Annotated in this window: 19 protein-coding genes and 1 pseudogene; 18 read left to right on the top strand and 2 right to left on the bottom strand. The window is 70.5% G+C overall.

The genetic code is table 11. The features are described 5' to 3' along the window. Positions 1-13: 13 nt before the first annotated feature. Positions 14-913: a methyltransferase domain-containing protein gene (locus OG413_RS01240; RefSeq protein ID WP_266802426.1), complete on the bottom strand. Its 900-nt coding sequence runs from the start codon at positions 911-913 to the stop codon at positions 14-16. Positions 914-1,492: 579 nt separating this feature from the next. On the opposite strand from OG413_RS01240, the gene OG413_RS01235 reads away from it, so the two are divergent. From OG413_RS01235 to OG413_RS01155, 17 genes are all read left to right on the top strand, one after another. Continuing rightward, entirely contained in the window at positions 1,493-2,086 is a 594-nt protein-coding gene (locus OG413_RS01235) for a hypothetical protein (protein WP_018509633.1), read from the top strand. 156 nt (positions 2,087-2,242) lie between these two features. Further along, the gene (gene rpsP / locus OG413_RS01230) at positions 2,243-2,683 is read left to right on the top strand and encodes a 30S ribosomal protein S16 (RefSeq protein ID WP_073726855.1); all 441 of its coding nucleotides are present in this window, start codon (positions 2,243-2,245) and stop codon (positions 2,681-2,683) included. A gap of 2 nt (positions 2,684-2,685) precedes the next feature. Beyond that, a complete protein-coding gene (locus OG413_RS01225; protein WP_073726853.1) occupies positions 2,686-2,925 on the top strand; it encodes an RNA-binding protein in 240 nt (79 codons plus the stop codon). 164 nt (positions 2,926-3,089) lie between these two features. Beyond that, complete coding sequence (gene rimM / locus OG413_RS01220; protein WP_266802425.1) at positions 3,090-3,749, top strand: ribosome maturation factor RimM; 660 nt, start codon at positions 3,090-3,092, stop codon at positions 3,747-3,749. Beyond that, positions 3,749-4,570 carry a tRNA (guanosine(37)-N1)-methyltransferase TrmD gene (trmD, locus tag OG413_RS01215; RefSeq protein ID WP_266802424.1) on the top strand — a complete coding sequence of 274 codons (822 nt, stop codon included), beginning with the start codon at positions 3,749-3,751 and terminating at the stop codon, positions 4,568-4,570. The genes rimM and trmD overlap by 1 nt, the downstream gene beginning before the upstream one ends. 129 nt (positions 4,571-4,699) lie before the next feature. Then, the gene (gene rplS / locus OG413_RS01210; RefSeq protein WP_073726847.1) at positions 4,700-5,050 is read left to right on the top strand and encodes a 50S ribosomal protein L19; all 351 of its coding nucleotides are present in this window, start codon (positions 4,700-4,702) and stop codon (positions 5,048-5,050) included. 45 nt (positions 5,051-5,095) lie between these two features. Beyond that, entirely contained in the window at positions 5,096-5,866 is a 771-nt protein-coding gene (gene lepB, locus OG413_RS01205) for a signal peptidase I (protein ID WP_266802423.1), read from the top strand. Next, on the top strand, positions 5,859-7,031 hold the full coding sequence (gene lepB, locus OG413_RS01200) for a signal peptidase I (RefSeq protein ID WP_266802422.1): 1,173 nt from the start codon (positions 5,859-5,861) through the stop codon (positions 7,029-7,031). Before lepB (OG413_RS01205) ends, lepB (OG413_RS01200) begins: the two co-directional genes overlap by 8 nt. Next, positions 6,934-7,827 (top strand): signal peptidase I, encoded by an 894-nt coding sequence (gene lepB / locus OG413_RS01195; protein WP_266809801.1) that lies wholly within the window; start codon positions 6,934-6,936, stop codon positions 7,825-7,827. The genes lepB (OG413_RS01200) and lepB (OG413_RS01195) overlap by 98 nt, the downstream gene beginning before the upstream one ends. A 50-nt stretch (positions 7,828-7,877) precedes the next feature. Next, positions 7,878-8,702 (top strand): signal peptidase I, encoded by an 825-nt coding sequence (gene lepB, locus OG413_RS01190; RefSeq protein ID WP_266802421.1) that lies wholly within the window; start codon positions 7,878-7,880, stop codon positions 8,700-8,702. Beyond that, positions 8,692-9,207: an NUDIX hydrolase gene (locus tag OG413_RS01185; RefSeq protein ID WP_266802420.1), complete on the top strand. Its 516-nt coding sequence runs from the start codon at positions 8,692-8,694 to the stop codon at positions 9,205-9,207. The genes lepB (OG413_RS01190) and OG413_RS01185 overlap by 11 nt, the downstream gene beginning before the upstream one ends. A gap of 63 nt (positions 9,208-9,270) precedes the next feature. After that, positions 9,271-9,579 carry a DUF2469 domain-containing protein gene (locus tag OG413_RS01180; RefSeq protein ID WP_003965949.1) on the top strand — a complete coding sequence of 103 codons (309 nt, stop codon included), beginning with the start codon at positions 9,271-9,273 and terminating at the stop codon, positions 9,577-9,579. A gap of 118 nt (positions 9,580-9,697) precedes the next feature. Further along, positions 9,698-10,057 (top strand): YraN family protein, encoded by a 360-nt coding sequence (locus OG413_RS01175; RefSeq protein ID WP_266802419.1) that lies wholly within the window; start codon positions 9,698-9,700, stop codon positions 10,055-10,057. Beyond that, positions 10,057-11,679 carry a YifB family Mg chelatase-like AAA ATPase gene (locus OG413_RS01170; protein WP_266802418.1) on the top strand — a complete coding sequence of 541 codons (1,623 nt, stop codon included), beginning with the start codon at positions 10,057-10,059 and terminating at the stop codon, positions 11,677-11,679. Before OG413_RS01175 ends, OG413_RS01170 begins: the two co-directional genes overlap by 1 nt. A 116-nt stretch (positions 11,680-11,795) precedes the next feature. Beyond that, positions 11,796-13,025, top strand: a complete 1,230-nt coding sequence (dprA, locus tag OG413_RS01165; RefSeq protein WP_266809800.1) for a DNA-processing protein DprA — start codon at positions 11,796-11,798, stop codon at positions 13,023-13,025. Between the two features lie 254 nt (positions 13,026-13,279). Next, positions 13,280-14,116, top strand: coding sequence for an RNA polymerase sigma factor WhiG (whiG, locus tag OG413_RS01160; protein WP_266802417.1), 837 nt, complete (start codon positions 13,280-13,282; stop codon positions 14,114-14,116). A 96-nt stretch (positions 14,117-14,212) separates the two neighbouring features. Then, positions 14,213-14,770, top strand: a complete 558-nt coding sequence (locus OG413_RS01155) for a TetR/AcrR family transcriptional regulator (RefSeq protein ID WP_266809798.1) — start codon at positions 14,213-14,215, stop codon at positions 14,768-14,770. Positions 14,771-14,945: 175 nt separating this feature from the next. Here OG413_RS01155 and OG413_RS01150 read toward each other — a convergent pair. Then, positions 14,946-15,440: pseudogene (locus tag OG413_RS01150) on the bottom strand (murein hydrolase activator EnvC); the annotation flags it as partial. A gap of 400 nt (positions 15,441-15,840) precedes the next feature. On the opposite strand from OG413_RS01150, the gene rpsB reads away from it, so the two are divergent. Further along, on the top strand, positions 15,841-16,794 hold the full coding sequence (gene rpsB / locus OG413_RS01145; RefSeq protein ID WP_266802416.1) for a 30S ribosomal protein S2: 954 nt from the start codon (positions 15,841-15,843) through the stop codon (positions 16,792-16,794). Positions 16,795-16,797: the final 3 nt, after the last annotated feature.

The raw sequence follows: 16,797 nt of genomic DNA, 5'->3' as shown, positions 1-16,797 counted from the left end.
GGTGAGTTGAGGGTCAGGCCACGCACACGAGGTAGCGGAACACGTTCGGCATCCACACGGTGCCGTCCGGCCGCTGATACGGATGCAGCGCCTCCGCGACCTCCTTCTCCACCCGGGAGCGGTCCGTCGCCCGGAGCGCCGCGTCGAACAGTCCGGTCGACAGCAGCCCGCGCAGCGCGCTCTTCAGGTCCGCGTACCCGAACGGGCACGACACCCGCCCCGAGCCGTCCGGCCTCAGCCCGGCCCGCGAAGCCACGTCCTCCAAGTCGTCGCGCCGGGCCGCCCGCCAGCCGCCGGAACGCGGAGTGGGCGACGGATCGGCGAGCCGGGCCGCCACCCGCAGCACCGCCGCGGTGGCACACCTCTCGGGCGGACCCCAGCCGGTCAGGACCACGGTGGCGCCCCGGGCGGCCAGGGGTACGGCGGATTCCAGCGCGGGTGTGAGCCCCTCGGAGTCACCGGCCGCGCACCCGATCGGGTCGAACGAGGTGAGCAGGTTGTACGACCCTTCGGCCTCGTCGGCCCCGCCTGCCGCCGAAGGGCCGCCGACGAGCAGCCGCGCCCGCTCGGCGGCGGGCCGGCCGGGCGGGGCGCCGTGGCCCGGATCGGGCGACAACCGCTCACGGGCCAGTGCGAGCCGCTCCCGGTCGGTGTCGACTCCGGTGACGCGCGCCCCGCGGGAAGCCGCGATCAGCAGGGCGAGCCCGGAACCGCAGCCGAGGGAGAGCAACCGTGTGGCGGCCCCGACTTCGAGCCGGTCGTACACCGCTTCGTACAGCGGTGCCAGCATCCGCTCCTGGATCTCGGCCCAGTCACGGGCACGGGTGCCGGCATCGACCGGGGCGGACGAATCCGCGGACGAATCCGCATACGGATCCGCGTGCCGGTGGTGCCGGACGAGCGTTGGTGTCATGGAATGCGCCCCAATCCGCCGAGAGGTCGGTCGTGCCCGAGTGACAGTCCCCGTATGCGTACGCCCGCGGTTCCCCCGTATGTCAGAGAACTGCGCATCCGCGGTCCCGTCCAGGGGTTGAAGGGGTTCAATGGCGATGCTCGCGTGCCCGGTCGTGCGCCCCCGCGCGCGGCACCGTGCTGCTTCCCGCTCTTCGATCCCAGTCTTACCCGACACGCCGGGCACAGCACGTCGAGGGCTCCGGACCGGGACTCCGTACGGTGACGCGCGCCGCGGGCGCTCCGGTGCGCGGCCGGTGGGCCCAGCACACGGTCCGGCATGCGGTCCGGCGCGCGGCCCGGCGCAACGGGTGGTGATTCGCCGGGTAATGTCGTTCGCGAGGTCGGTGCCCCGCACCCCGCGCGCACGCCGGGACGTAGCCGGTGCTACGTACCACCTTGGTGTGAGCTGTGAGCCTTCTCCACAGATCTGCGCACCCGCCCTCGTCCGGACGCATCAAGGGCAACTGACTGGTACGTGCAAATTATTTGGGATGCCCCGGAATAGGAACACCGGGGCACTCAGGCTCGTTGTCACGACGTGAGCACGACACCACCTGTACTTGCCGCAGAGCTGGCACAGGCGTGGGCCGACATTCAGCGGTACCACCCCGAGCTGCCCGATCTTGCCGCGCCCGAGTCCCTGATCGGAGAGTCCTCGTCCGCCTGTGGCGCCGAGCTCTCCTTCGAGCGACTGCTCCATGAGGCAGTCCACGGCATCGCCGCCGCGAGAGGTGTCCGAGACACCTCCCGCGCCGGCCGTTACCACAACCGACGTTTCCTCGCGATCGCCGAGGAGCTGGGCCTCGATCATGCCGAGGAGCCCCACCCCAGCAGCGGATTCTCGCTGGTCACGCTGAATCCGGAGGCCAAGCGCCGGTACCGCCCGACCACCGAACGGCTGCAGCGCGCCCTCAAGGCGCACACGGTGGCCACCGCCGCCGACACCAAGCGTTCCTTCCGCGGCCCGGCCGCCCGGCACGGTTCCTCCGGAGGAGGCGTGCGGGTCAAGGCTGTATGCGACTGCGGACGCAACGTCCGGGTCGTGCCGTCGGTCCTCGCGCAGGCGCCGATCGTCTGCGGTGGCTGTGGCAAGCCGTTCCAGATCCCGGAAGCGGCGGTCGCGGTGGGGTGAGCCGACGGGGTGTGGCACAATGGCTAGCTGTACTCGACAGTCGCATAGGACCCCTCTCTCCTCCGGCTGACGCGTCCATCGGGCACCCGAGTACCGCAACCCCACGTGGCATCTTCGTTGTGCCCAACCACGTCAAGACCAGGAGACACCACTTCCGTGGCAGTCAAGATCAAGCTGAAGCGTCTGGGCAAGATCCGTTCGCCTCACTACCGCATCGTCGTCGCCGACTCCCGTACCCGCCGTGACGGCCGGGCCATCGAGGAGATCGGCCTGTACCACCCGGTGCAGAACCCCTCGCGCATCGAGGTCAACTCGGAGCGTGCGCAGTACTGGCTGTCCGTCGGCGCCCAGCCGACCGAGCCGGTTCTCGCGATCCTGAAGCTCACCGGTGACTGGCAGGCGCACAAGGGCCTCCCGGCCCCCGCGCCGCTGCTGCAGCCGGAGCCCAAGGCCGACAAGCGCGCCCTGTTCGAGGCGCTGTCGTCGGACGGCGACGAGGCCAAGGGTGAGGCCATCACTCAGAAGGCCAAGAAGTCCGACAAGAAGGCGGACGAGGCGGCTGACGCTGCCGCGTCCACCGAGTCGACCGAGGCCTGAGCATGCTCGAGGAGGCTCTCGAGCACCTCGTGAAGGGCATCGTGGACAACCCCGACGAAGTGCAGGTGGCCTCGCGCACCCTGCGCCGTGGGCGCGTGCTGGAGGTTCGGGTACACCCCGATGACCTCGGCAAGGTGATCGGCCGCAACGGCCGCACCGCTCGCGCTCTGCGTACCGTCGTGGGCGCCATCGGTGGTCGTGGTATCCGTGTCGACCTCGTCGATGTGGACCAGGTTCACTGAAAGAGTTGAACACCGGCCAGGGCCGGGGAGGGCTTTCGAGCCGTCCCCGGCCTTTGTCGTCCGTCACTCCTCTACTCGTACGTCCGTCCCTACTCGTACGTCCGTCCCTACTCGTACGTCCGTCCCTACTCGTACGTCCGTACACCATCAATCGGAGAAGCAGCGTGCAGTTGGTAGTTGCGCGGATCGGCCGCGCCCATGGCATCAAGGGCGAGGTCACCGTCGAGGTACGAACGGACGAGCCGGAGCTGCGGCTCGGGCCCGGGGCAGTCCTGGCCACCGAACCGGCCGCGACGGGGCCGCTGACGATCGAGACCGGCCGGGTGCACAGCGGCAGGCTGCTGCTGCGCTTCGAGGGCGTACGGGACCGTTCGGCGGCCGAAGCCCTGCGCAACACGCTCCTGATCGCCGAAGTGGATCCGGAGGAACTCCCGGAGGACCCCGAGGAGTTCTACGACCACCAGCTGATGGACCTCGATGTCGTCCTCGCCGACGGCACCGAGATCGGCCGGATCACCGAGATCACCCACCTGCCCTCGCAGGACCTGTTCATCGTGGAGCGCCCGGACGGCAGCGAGGTGATGATCCCGTTCGTGGAAGAGATCGTCACCGAGATCGACCTGGAGGAGCAGCGCGCGGTCATCTCCCCGCCGCCGGGCCTCATCGACGAGAACGAGGCCGTGGTGGCCTCCTCGCGCGACGACGCGGCGGACGGCGCGGACCCGGTGGACGGTGCGGACCCGGCGGACGGCCCCGGCGACGGTGGGCCGGCGGGCGCCGGTGAGGCGGGCAGTGCCGACGGGGCGCCGAAGGGTGACGCGTAATGCGGCTCGATGTCGTCACGATCTTCCCGGAGTACCTGGAACCGCTGAACGTATCGCTGGTCGGCAAGGCCCGCGCCCGTGGCCGGCTCGACGTACAGGTCCATGACCTGCGGGACTGGACGTACGACCGGCACAACACGGTGGACGACACCCCGTACGGCGGTGGCCCCGGCATGGTCATGAAGACCGAGCCGTGGGGCGAGGCCCTGGACGCGACGCTGGCGGACGGTTACGAGGCGGGGGCGCAATCCCCGGTGCTCGTGGTGCCCACGCCCAGCGGACGGCCGTTCACCCAGGAGCTGGCCGTCGAGCTCTCCGAGCGGCCCTGGCTGATCTTCACCCCCGCCCGCTACGAGGGCATCGACCGCCGGGTGATGGACGAATACGCCACACGGATGCCGGTCATCGAGGTGTCCATCGGGGACTATGTGCTGGCCGGCGGGGAAGCCGCCGTTCTGGTCATCACGGAAGCCGTGGCCCGGCTGCTGCCGGGAGTCCTGGGCAACGCCGAATCGCACCGCGACGACTCCTTCGCCCCGGGCGCCATGGCCGATCTGCTGGAAGGGCCCGTCTACACCAAGCCGCCCGAGTGGCGCGGCCGGGGCATTCCGGATGTCCTGCTGAGCGGACATCACGGCAGGATCGCGCGCTGGCGGCGGGACCAGGCGTTCGCCCGTACCGCGCTGAACCGGCCCGACCTCATCGAGCGCTGCGAGGCCGGCGGCTTCGACAAGAAGGACCGCGAGATCCTCTCCATCCTCGGCTGGTCCCCGGAGCCCGGCGGCCGATTTTGGCGCAGGCCCCCGGCCATGGAAGAATAGGCCGCTGCTGTACGTCCGGTGTGCGCCCCTGCCACAGGGGGAACGACGCCCGCCCGACGCGATCAGCACTCCGAACTCCTTACGAACTCCCGTCGATGACCTGTGGCATCGGCGAAGAAAGCAGACAAAATGACTTCCCTGCTCGATGGCGTCAATGCCGCCTCCCTGCGTACGGACGTTCCGTCCTTCCGCCCCGGTGACACCGTCAACGTCCACGTGCGCGTGATCGAGGGCAACCGCTCCCGTATCCAGCAGTTCAAGGGTGTTGTCATCCGCCGCCAGGGCTCGGGCGTCAGCGAGACCTTCACGGTCCGCAAGGTCTCCTTCAGCGTCGGCGTCGAGCGCACCTTCCCGGTGCACAGCCCGATCTTCGAGAAGATCGAGCTCGTCACCCGCGGTGACGTCCGTCGCGCCAAGCTGTACTTCCTCCGTGACCTGCGCGGCAAGGCCGCGAAGATCAAGGAGAAGCGCGACAACTGAGCTGGCGCCCGCGTCCACAGCGCGGCCGGATAAGCTTCGGCCGCGATGGACACGGAAGCACAGCACACGGAGCGCGATCGTTCCTCCGGACCCGGAACAGGGCCGGAGGAGGGGTCGCGCTTCTCGCGTATCCAGGACCGGTCCGTCCCGTCGATGTCCTGGCGGCGGGCAGCCGCGCTGGGCGCCCTCTGCACGGTCGTCCTGCTGCTGTTCAGCGCGTATGTGATCCAGCCCTTCCTGATCCCCAGCGGCTCGATGGAGCCCACCCTGCGGGTCGGGGACCGGGTGCTCGTCAACAAGCTTGCGTACCGGTTCGGCTCCGCGCCGGAGCGCGGTGACGTGGTGGTGTTCGACGGGACCGGCTCCTTCGTCCAGAAGAGCCCCGAGGAGAACGCCGTCGCAGCGCTGCTGCGCGGCGCGGCCTCGTCGCTGGGGCTGGCCGAACCCGCCGCGACCGACTTCGTGAAGCGCGTCGTGGGCGTGGGGGGCGATCGCGTGGTCTGCTGCGACAAGCAGGGGAGGGTCGAGGTGAACGGCCACCCGGTGGACGAGGAGTACCTGTACCCCGGGGACGTACCTTCCCAGGTGCCCTTCGACATCGTCGTCCCCATGGGCACGCTGTGGATGATGGGTGACCACCGAGGCAGTTCCCGCGACTCCCGGGACCACCTGGGACAGCCCGGCGGCGGCATGGTCCCCGTCGACATGGTGATCGGGCGGGTCGACTGGCTGGGCTGGCCGTTGGGCCGGCTGGGATCGCTGCCGGGCACCGACGCCTTCCGGGGTGTACGGGCGCCGGGCGGCGCCCATGGGTAACCGGGGGCGCGGGCGCGGCGCGCCGGACGCCGAGGGTCCGCCGCCGCCCGGAACGGGGTGGACGGGTGCCGGGCGCGCGAACACCGGACGGGCGGACACCGGGCGCGCGGGTGCCGGGTCGACGGGTGCCGGACCGGCGGCTGGAAACGGGCCCGCCGTGTCGCGCTCGCTGCCGACACGGGCGGAGCGCCGCAAACTGGCCCGCAAGGTCAAACGGCGGCGGCGCAGGTCAGCGGTGACGGAGATCCCCGTGCTCATCGTGGTGGCGCTGCTGATCGCGCTGGTGCTGAAGACCTTCCTGGTGCAGGCGTTCGTGATCCCGTCCGGGTCGATGGAGCAGACCATCCGGATCGGCGACCGGGTGCTCGTGGACAAGCTGACGCCCTGGTTCGGGTCGAAGCCGCAGCGTGGCGACGTCGTCGTCTTCAAGGATCCCGGCGGCTGGCTGGGCGAGGAGCACGCGGGCGGCGAGAAGAAGGACCCGCCGGTCGGCGTCAAGCAGGTCATGGAGCTGCTGACCTTCATCGGACTGCTGCCGTCCGACGACGAGCAGGACCTCATCAAACGTGTGGTTGCCGTCGGCGGCGACACCGTGAAGTGCTGCGGCAAGGACGGCAGGGTCACCGTCAACGGTGTCGCGCTGGACGAGCCCTATCTGTACCCCGGCAACGAGCCATCGACTGTCCAATTCGAGGTAAAGGTTCCGGTCGGCCGGCTCTTCGTGATGGGGGACCACCGGTCGAATTCCGCGGATTCGCGCTTCCATCTCGACGAGCCGGACAAGGGCACCGTTTCCGAGGACGAGGTCGTGGGACGGGCCGTGGTGATCGCCTGGCCGTTCGGTCACTGGCGCACGCTGGAGGAACGCGCGACCTTCGGCTCGGTCCCGGACGCGCGCGCCGGGGCGGCGGCAGTGTCGGCCATGTCGAATAGTCTGTCCCCCCAGGATCGATACGCGATGGTCCGGCTCCCGACCCCTGCGGAACTCCCGCTCGTTATGGGAGTGGTGGGCCTGCACCGAACCGGGCGTGGGCAGTGGCACGTATTGAGGAGTGGATGTGGGGGATTTGGCGGTCGGCGCACGATCCGGACACGACGAACCCGAGGATCGGCCGGAGCACGCGGAGTCTCCTGTGGAGGCGACGGAGGGCCGGACGGAAGGTGACTCCGGCTCCTCGGACAGCGGCGGCAGGGCTCCGAAGAAGCCGCGTTCCTTCTGGAAGGAACTGCCGCTGCTCATCGGCATCGCGCTCGTTCTGGCGTTGTTGATCAAGACTTTCCTGGTGCAGGCGTTCTCGATCCCCTCGGACTCCATGCAGAACACACTGCAGCGGGGCGACCGGGTGCTGGTCGACAAGCTGACCCCGTGGTTCGGCTCGGAGCCGGAGCGCGGCGAGGTCGTGGTCTTCCACGACCCGGGCGGCTGGCTGGAGGACACCGCGACGCCGGACCCCAACGCGGTGCAGAAGTTCCTCAGCTTCATCGGGCTGATGCCGTCCGCCGAGGAGAAGGACCTGATCAAGCGGGTCATCGCGGTCGGCGGCGACACGGTGGAGTGCAAGAAGAACGGGCCGGTGACGGTCAACGGGAAGGCGCTGGACGAGAAGTCGTTCATCTTCCCCGGGAACACCCCGTGCAACGACGAGCCGTTCGGACCGATCCATGTGCCCGAGGGCCGGATCTGGGTGATGGGCGACCACCGTCAGAACTCGCTGGACTCCCGGTACCACCAGGAGCTTCCCGGCCAGGGCACGGTCTCCACGGACGAGGTCGTCGGCCGTGCCGTCGTCGTCGCCTGGCCGATCAACCGCTGGGCGACCCTCCCGGTCCCGGGAACCTTCGACCAGCCGGGGCTGAACGCGGCGGCGGCCATGGCGCCCGCGGCACTGGGTGTAGCCGGAGCGCTGCCCCTCGTGCTGTGGCGCCGCAAGAGGCTGACCAGCGGGCGTACCGCCGGGTAGGGTGCCGACTCGGATCAGCGATTGTCGATCTCCGATGGGGGAGCGCTGGGATGAGCGGAACAGGACGTACGGATGGCGGCCGCGGTCGGCTCGGCAATGTGTTGTCGGGTCTGGCCGTGGCCGTCGGCTGTGTGCTCTTCCTCGGCGGATTCGCCTGGGCAGCGGTGGTGTACAAGCCGTACACGGTGCCGACCGATTCGATGGCGCCGACGGTGAACGCCGGGGACCGGGTGCTCGCGGAACGGGTGGACGGTGCCGATGTGCGACGCGGGGACGTGGTGGTGTTCACCGATTCGGCCTGGGGCGCTGTGCCGATGGTGAAGCGGGTCGTCGGTGTCGGAGGCGACAAGGTGGCCTGCTGTGACAAGGGCGGTCGGCTCACCATCAACGGCACCCCCATGGAGGAACCGTATCTGCGGGCGTACGACGGGACGGCCGGTTCCGCGGCGCGGACCCCGGCCTCGCCTCAGGGGTTCACCGCCGAAGTGCCCAAGGACCAGCTCTTCCTGCTCGGTGACGAACGGGCCGGTTCGCTGGACTCCCGGGTCCACATCGGCGACCCGAGCCAGGGTTCGGTCCCCCGCAGCGCAGTCGAGGCCCGGGTCGACGCGGTGGCGTGGCCGATGAACGGCATGATCGGACGGCCGGACTCCTTCGCGGCGCTGCCCGGCGGGGTGTCCTCCAGCGGACCTTTGCGGCTCCAGCTCGGGACGGTCGTGGTGGGGCTGGTGCTCATTCTGGGCGGCGCCGCGTATGGACCGATCGCCGCGCGCTTCGCCCGGTCCGGTCGGTCCGGTCGGTCCGGTGGGTCTGCCGGGTCCGGCCGGACCGGCCGGGGGAAGCAGCGCACTGCGGCGGCCGCCGATGCCGGCTGAGACCGAGGGGACGCCGGGGGCTGCCGAGATCCGGAGGGTCGCCCGAGTGGTGCTCCTCGATCCCGAGGACCGCATCCTGCTGATGCACGGGTACGAGCCGGACGACCCGGCGGACACCTGGTGGTTCACGCCCGGCGGCGGCCTGGAGGGCGACGAGACCCGGGAACAGGCGGCGCGGCGCGAGCTCGCCGAGGAGACCGGGATCACGGACATCGAGCTGGGCCCCGTGCTCTGGCAGCGGATCTGCTCCTTCCCGTTCGACGGGCGGCGCTGGAACCAGGACGAGTGGTACTTCCTGGCCCGTACGGCGCAGACCGCCACCGCTCCCCAGGGCCTCACCGAACTGGAGCGGCGCAGTGTTGCCGGTCTGAGGTGGTGGACTTCCGCCGAACTGCTCGCGGCGCGTGAGACGGTGTATCCGACCAGACTCGCCGAGCTGCTGCGCACGCTCCTCGACGAGGGTCCCCCACGTGCTCCGCTGCTTCTGGCCCCCGAAATCGTCTAATCGTTCAAGGGTGCCGGGGGCTGACGCACAATGGGGGGACGCACGGCTGAAGGGGAACATGCCATGAGCGCCGAGGACCTCGAGAAGTACGAGACCGAGATGGAGCTGAAGCTCTACCGGGAGTACCGCGATGTCGTCGGTCTGTTCAAATATGTGATCGAGACCGAACGGCGCTTCTACCTCACCAACGACTACGAGATGCAGGTGCACTCGGTCCAGGGTGAGGTTTTCTTCGAAGTATCCATGGCGGATGCCTGGGTGTGGGACATGTACCGGCCGGCGAGGTTCGTCAAGCAGGTCCGCGTGCTGACGTTCAAGGACGTGAACATCGAGGAGCTCAACAAGAGCGACCTCGAACTTCCGGGCGGCTGATCCGCGCGACCCGGTCGCCCTGACGGGTGACCGGGTTATCCACAATCACGGAGTTGTCCACCAAGATCCACACGTCCGGGCCGGACACGTCAGAGTCGGTCCCGGAGGTGGTGCCGATATGAACGCACGGGGGGCACTCGGGCGGTACGGCGAGGATCTGGCGGCGCGGCTGCTGGCCGACGCCGGAATGGCCGTGCTGGAGCGCAACTGGCGCTGTCGCGCCGGAGAGATCGACATTGTCGCCAGGGACGGCGACGCACTGGTCATCTGCGAGGTGAAGACCCGCAGGTCCGGAGTATTCGAGCATCCCATGGCAGCCGTCACCCCGGCCAAGGCGGACCGGCTGCGACGGCTCGCGGAGATCTGGCTCGACGGCCACGGCGGACCACCGGACGGCGGGGTCCGGATCGACCTGGTCGGAGTGGTCGTACCGAGGCGCGGCGCTGCGGTCACCGAGCATGTGCGCGGGGTGTCCTGATGGGATTCGCGCGAGCGTGTTCGGTGGCGCTGGTCGGCGTCGAGGGTGTGGTGGTGGAGGTCCAGGCGGACCTGGAACCGGGAGTGGCGGCGTTCACCCTGGTGGGGCTGCCGGACAAGAGCCTGGTGGAGAGCCGGGACCGGGTCAGGGCCGCCGTGGTCAATTCGGGGGCGGAGTGGCCGCAGAAGAAACTCACGGTGGGGCTCTCCCCGGCATCCGTACCCAAAGGGGGTTCGGGGTTCGATCTCGCTGTCGCGTGTGCGGTCCTCGGCGCGGCCGAGAGGATCGCCCCCGGTTCCATCGCGGATGTGGTGATGATCGGTGAGCTCGGCCTGGACGGCAGGGTGCGCCCGGTCCGCGGGGTGCTGCCCGCCGTGCTCGCCGCCGCGGAGGCGGGGTATCGCCATGTCGTCGTCCCCGAGCAGACGGCCGGGGAAGCGGCCCTTGTACCAGGTGTTTCGGTCCTCGGTGTACGGAGCCTGCGCCAGCTCATCGCGGTGCTGGGCGACGAGCCCGTGCCGGACGAGCCGGCCGATGACCCGGGACGTCCGGACGCGATGCTGGCCGGGCTGATGGTGCCGGGCGCCGGTGTCGGCTCCGGTCTCGCCGCACTCTGCGGGCAGGGTGACGGCCACCGGCCCGACCTGGCGGATGTCGCGGGGCAGCCGCGTCCCCGCAAGGCCCTGGAGGTCGCCGCCGCAGGGGGACACCATCTGCTGCTCTCCGGGCCGCCGGGGGCCGGAAAGACGATGCTGGCCGAGCGCCTCCCGGCGATCCTGCCTCCGCTGACCCGGAAGGAATCCCTCGAAGTGACGGCGATCCACTCGGTGGCGGGAATCCTCCCACCGGGTGAACCCCTGGTCGCCAGAGCGCCGTATTGCGCACCTCACCACTCGGCGACGATGCAGTCGCTGGTCGGCGGGGGCAATGGGCTGCCGAGGCCGGGAGCCGTCTCGCTGGCCCATCGCGGGGTGCTCTTTCTGGACGAGGCGCCCGAATTCTCCGGGAAGGTGCTCGACGCGTTGCGCCAGCCGCTGGAGTCCGGCCATGTCGTGGTCGCGCGGGCGGCCGGGGTGGTGAGGCTGCCCGCCAGATTCCTGATGATGCTCGCCGCGAACCCGTGCCCCTGCGGCCGGCACACGCTCAGCGGCGCCGGCTGTGAGTGCCCGCCCTCAGCCGTTCGCCGCTACCAGGCAAGGCTGTCCGGGCCCCTGCTCGACCGGGTGGACCTGCGCGTCGAGGTGGAGCCCGTCGACCGCGCCGACCTGATGGGGCGCGGCGGCAGGGGCGAGTCGACGGCCGAGGTCGCCGCCCGGGTGCGGGAGGCCAGGGCACGGGCCGCCGACCGGCTGGCAGGCACGCCCTGGACCACCAACAGCGAAGTGCCCGGACACGAACTGCGGACCCGGCTGCTCGCGGCGCCGGGGGCGCTGATGGCGGCGGAGCGGGACATGGAACGCGGCATCCTCACGGCCCGGGGCCTCGACCGGGTGCTACGGGTGGCGTGGACAGTGGCGGACCTGCGGGGCGCCGACCGCCCGGACGCCTCCGACATCGCGGTGGCCCTGGAGCTGCGGACGGGCATCCAGCGCGGGGTACCGATGAACGCCGGAACATCGTGAAACGGCAGCTGGGGGCGGACGGGGGAGCGGCTGCCGACGAGACGGGGGACGGTGGTGCGGGACGGGCGGGTAACGGTGGTGCGGGGCAGGCAGGACGGGCGGGACAGGCGGGGCGGATGGAGTGGGTGGAGCAGACCGGGCAGGGGGAAGGGGCGGAAGAGGCGGGGCGTACGGGGCCGGGGCAGGAAGGACGAGGGGAGCGGGTGCGGTTGGCGCGGGTCGCGCTGACACGGATTCTGGAGCCGGGCGACGAGCGTGCCGGACGGTGGCTGCGGGAGGCGGGGCCGGTCGAGCTGATACGTCGGCTCACCGCCCGGGACGGCTCGGCCGAGGAGTTGCCGGGGATGACCGCGACGCGCCTGGGCGGCTATCGGCTGCGTGCCGCGGCGGCCGAGCCCGAGCGGGACCTGGCTGCCGTGGCCGCGGTGGGCGGGCGCTTCCTCTGTCCGGGCGACCAGGAGTGGCCCGGACAACTCGATGACCTGGGCGACGCGCGGCCGATCGGGCTCTGGGTGCGCGGGGGTCCCGACCTGCGCCTGTGGGCCCTGCGTTCGGTTGCGGTGGTCGGCGCCAGGGCCTGCACACCGTACGGCGCCCACATGGCGGCAAGCCTCGGCGCCGGGCTCGCGGAGCGTGGCTGGGTCGTGGTGTCGGGCGCCGCGTTCGGGGTGGACGGGGCGGCCCACCGCGGTGCGCTGGCCGCGGGCGGGGCGACGATGGCGGTGCTGGCGTGCGGGGTCGACGTCGCCTATCCCCGAGGCCACACCGAGCTGATCGGACGCATGGCGGAACAGGGGCTGGTCATCGGGGAGCTGCCGCCTGCCGCCCACCCCACACGCAGCAGATTCATCCTCCGGAACAGGGTGATCGCCGCGCTCACCAGAGGGACGGTCGTGGTCGAGGCCGAATACCGCAGCGGTTCGCTCGTCACCGCCCGCAGCGCTCAGCGTCTCGGCCGCTTCACCATGGGAGTGCCGGGCCCGGCCACCAGTGGTCTGTCCGCCGGAGTCCATGAGCTGCTGCGCGGCGAAGCGGTCCTGGTCACCGACGCGGCGGAAGTCGCCGAACTGGTGGGGAACATCGGCGACCTCGCACCGGCCAGACGCGGCCCCGTACTGCCCAGGGACCTGCTGGACGCGGTCACCGCGAGGGTCCTGGACGCCCTTCCCTACCACGGCATCACCGACGTGCGTGACGTGGCCCGTGCCGCAGGAACGTCCGCCGACGAAACCCTCGGGCGACTGTACGAACTGCACTCACTGGGGTTCGTAGAACGTCAGGGCGACGGATGGCGGTTGACCAATGGGCCGACATGCAACGCCGACGCGCGGCGAGGCGGTACTTGACCTGGGGCATTCGGGTGAAAAGGTAATGCCGATGACCTCGGCAGCTAATCCAGCGGCGCTCCCGGGGCCGGTGCGCGCGGCGACGGTCCCGGCCATCGGTCATGTCCGACGGCGTGAACGCGGGTACGTCAGCGCACAGCACCGAACCTCCGTTCTGCGCGCACTGCGACGCTTCAGTCACGCTACGCTCACAAGGATTCCGCCCCAGACAAACGTCCCCCAGCACTTCACGGCAGAACGGCTCAAGGCACCACATGCCCCAGCACACCTCCGGGTCTGACCGCGCGGCAGTACCACCGGCTGCGCGTGGCACTGTGCGTCCTCCCGCCCCCTCCTCGCTCGACGAGTTGTGGCGTTCGTACAAGACCACGGGCGACGAGCGCCTGCGGGAGCAGCTGATCCTCCACTACTCGCCGCTCGTCAAATATGTCGCGGGCCGGGTCAGCGTGGGACTGCCCTCCAACGTCGAGCAGGCCGACTTCGTCTCCTCCGGGGTCTTCGGGCTGATCGACGCCATCGAGAAGTTCGACATCGAGCGGGCCATCAAGTTCGAGACGTACGCGATCACCAGGATCCGCGGCGCGATGATCGACGAACTCCGGGCCCTGGACTGGATCCCGCGCTCCGTGCGGCAGAAGGCGCGGAACGTGGAACGCGCCTACGCCACGCTGGAGGCCCAGTTGCGGCGCACGCCTTCGGAGGCCGAAGTGGCCTCGGAGATGGGTATCGCCCTGGAGGAACTGCACGCGGTTTTCAGCCAGTTGTCGCTGGCGAACGTGGTGGCCCTGGAGGAGTTGCTGCATGTCGGCGGCGAGGGTGGTGACCGGCTGAGCCTGATGGACACGCTGGAGGACACCGCCGCCGACAATCCGGTGGAGGTCGCCGAGGACCGTGAGCTCAGACGGCTGCTCGCGCGTGCCATCAACACACTCCCCGACCGGGAGAAGACGGTCGTCACCCTCTACTACTACGAGGGCCTCACACTTGCCGAGATCGGCAATGTCCTCGGCGTCACCGAGAGCCGGGTCAGCCAGATCCACACCAAGTCCGTGCTGCAACTCCGGGCGAAACTGGCCGACGCCGGGCGCTGAGCGCTCGCCGTTCGGCCATCCCGACGGAGGCTGCACCCTTCCCTCGAACACCTGCCGCCGTAGAGTGGAGGCGTGCCCAGGATTCGAGCGGCCTCCGTGGCCGAGCACCGGACCATGCAGCGCGGCGCCCTCCTGGACGCCGCGCGCTCCCTGCTGTCCGAGGGCGGTACGGAGGCGTTGACCTTCCCCGCACTCGCCGAACGCACGGGCCTTGCCCGGTCCTCCGTGTACGAGTATTTCCGCTCTCGTGCGGCCGTCGTCGAGGAGCTCTGCGCCGTCGACTTCCCCGTCTGGGCGGCCGAGATCGAGAACGCCATGGAGCGGGCCCAGGCCCCCGAGGAGAAGATCGAGGCGTATGTGCGCCGACAACTCGATCTCGTCGGGGACCGACGCCATCGCGCGGTCGTCGCGATCTCCGCGAGCGAGCTGGACGCGGGCGCCCGCGAGAAGATCCGTGCCGCGCACGGCAGTCTGATCGCCATGATCGTGGAGGCGCTGGGCGATCTCGGCCACGCCCAGCCGAGGCTGGCGGCGATGCTGCTGCAGGGTTCGGTCGACGCGGCGGTACGCCGTATCGAACTGGGAGTGGCGGAGGAGCCCGGTGTCGTCGCGGACACCGCCGTCGCCATGATCCTGCGCGGCGTACGGGGCTGATCCGGCCCCGCGCCACCGCCGCTGCCGCCACGAGCGGAGTCATCGCCGGGAGGACGCCGTGCCCGTGGGCGCCGCCGGGTCCGGTGTCTTCGGTGGCTGTGCCGTCGTACCCGGCGGTCCGTGACGCCGTCGGGAGCCCGGCCCGTACCGGTTCGGGCTCAGGTGAGTCCGGTCGCGGTACGCCGAACACCGGCAGCAGCCGGGACGGACCCCGTCGCAGCGCCGAGGGCGGCAGCAGGGACAGCGGGTCCAGATAGGCGTCCCCGCGCCGCAACCCCCAGTGCAGACAGCCCGTACGGCAATGGAACGGCCCCGCCTCCAGCGCGCCCACCGGCCGGCCCGCGGTCACCTCCTCGCCCCGCGCGACCAGCGCCCGTACCGGCTCGTACGTGGTGCGCAGTGGCGGATCCCCACTCCTCGCCACCTCGATGACGAGCACCCCGCGCCCGGCCACCCGACCCGCGAACGACACCCGGCCGGTGGCGGCAGCCCGCACCTCGCCGCCGGGCCGCGCGGCGAGGTCGACGCCGCGATGGCCCCGCCCGTACGGGCCGGCCGGCGGCTCCCAGCCCCGCAGGACCGTGGGTCGCCCGGCCAGTGGCCAGACCCGGTCGCCGTCCGGCGCCGGGCCCGGTGCGGCGGATGCCCGGCCCGCCGCCGGTCCGAGCAACCCCACCAGCAGGGCGGTCACCAGGGCGGCCAGTGACAGGGCGGCCGACAGCGCGGCCCGGGGAAAGGGCGAGAAGCCGGTCGGGAGTGAGCGGGAGCGGGGCGGTCCGGGTGTGCTTCGCATGCCCGCAACGATCTCCCGCCGGGCGCGATCGGGGGGATCATGAACCGCTCCTGTGGACTACTCGCCGGTTGTGGACATCGCCGTCACCCGGCACTCATCGGGTCCCGTACACTTCTTGTGGCGATCCGGGTCACCGGGTCGACTTCGCACGCCCCGCCACCTCCCTCTCTGCGGAGGTGGCCGCGCTCCTCGGTCCCTTGTGGCACGGCGCGTCGGGGCGTCAGGCGCGATCGCAATCCTGCGGTCGCGATAACCGAGCACCTCAAGGAGTACGGCCATGGCCGTCGTCACGATGCGGGAGCTGCTGGAAAGCGGCGTCCACTTCGGTCACCAGACCCGTCGCTGGAACCCGAAGATGAAGCGTTTCATCTTCACCGAGCGCAACGGCATCTACATCATCGACCTGCTCCAGTCGCTGTCGTACATCGACCGCGCCTACGAGTTCGTCAAGGAGACCGTCGCCCACGGCGGCTCCATCATGTTCGTGGGTACCAAGAAGCAGGCGCAGGAAGCCATCGCCGAGCAGGCGACGCGCGTCGGCATGCCGTACGTCAACCAGCGTTGGCTCGGTGGCATGCTCACCAACTTCTCCACCGTCTACAAGCGCCTTCAGCGTCTGAAGGAGCTTGAGCTCATCGACTTCGAGGACGTGGCCGCCTCCGGCCTCACCAAGAAGGAGCTCCTGGTCCTCTCGCGCGAGAAGGCCAAGCTGGAGAAGACCCTCGGTGGTATCCGCGAGATGCAGAAGGTGCCGAGCGCCGTCTGGATCGTCGACACCAAGAAGGAGCACATCGCCGTCGGTGAGGCGCGCAAGCTCCACATCCCGGTCGTCGCGATCCTCGACACCAACTGCGACCCCGACGAGGTCGACTACAAGATTCCGGGCAACGACGACGCGATCCGCTCCGTCACCCTGCTCACCCGCGTGATCGCCGACGCCGTCGCCGAGGGCCTCATCGCCCGTTCCGGTGCCGCCACCGGTGACTCGAAGCCGGGCGAGAAGGCCGCCGGCGAGCCGCTCGCCGAGTGGGAGCGCGACCTGCTCGAGGGCGACAAGAAGGACGAGACCGCGGCCACCGCCGAGGTCCAGACCTCCGCCGAGACCGAGAAGGTCGCGGACGCCGAGTCCGCCGACGCCGCTGAGGCCGTCGCCGAGGCCCCGGCCGCCGAGGCGCCCGCTGCCGAGGCCCCCGCTGCCGAGGCTCCGGCCGCGGACGCCGAGCAGGCCTGACAC

Source organism: Streptomyces sp. NBC_01433 (genome assembly GCF_026340105.1).
GTDB lineage: Bacteria > Actinomycetota > Actinomycetes > Streptomycetales > Streptomycetaceae > Streptomyces.
This window is presented reverse-complemented; position numbering and strand designations above follow the sequence as displayed.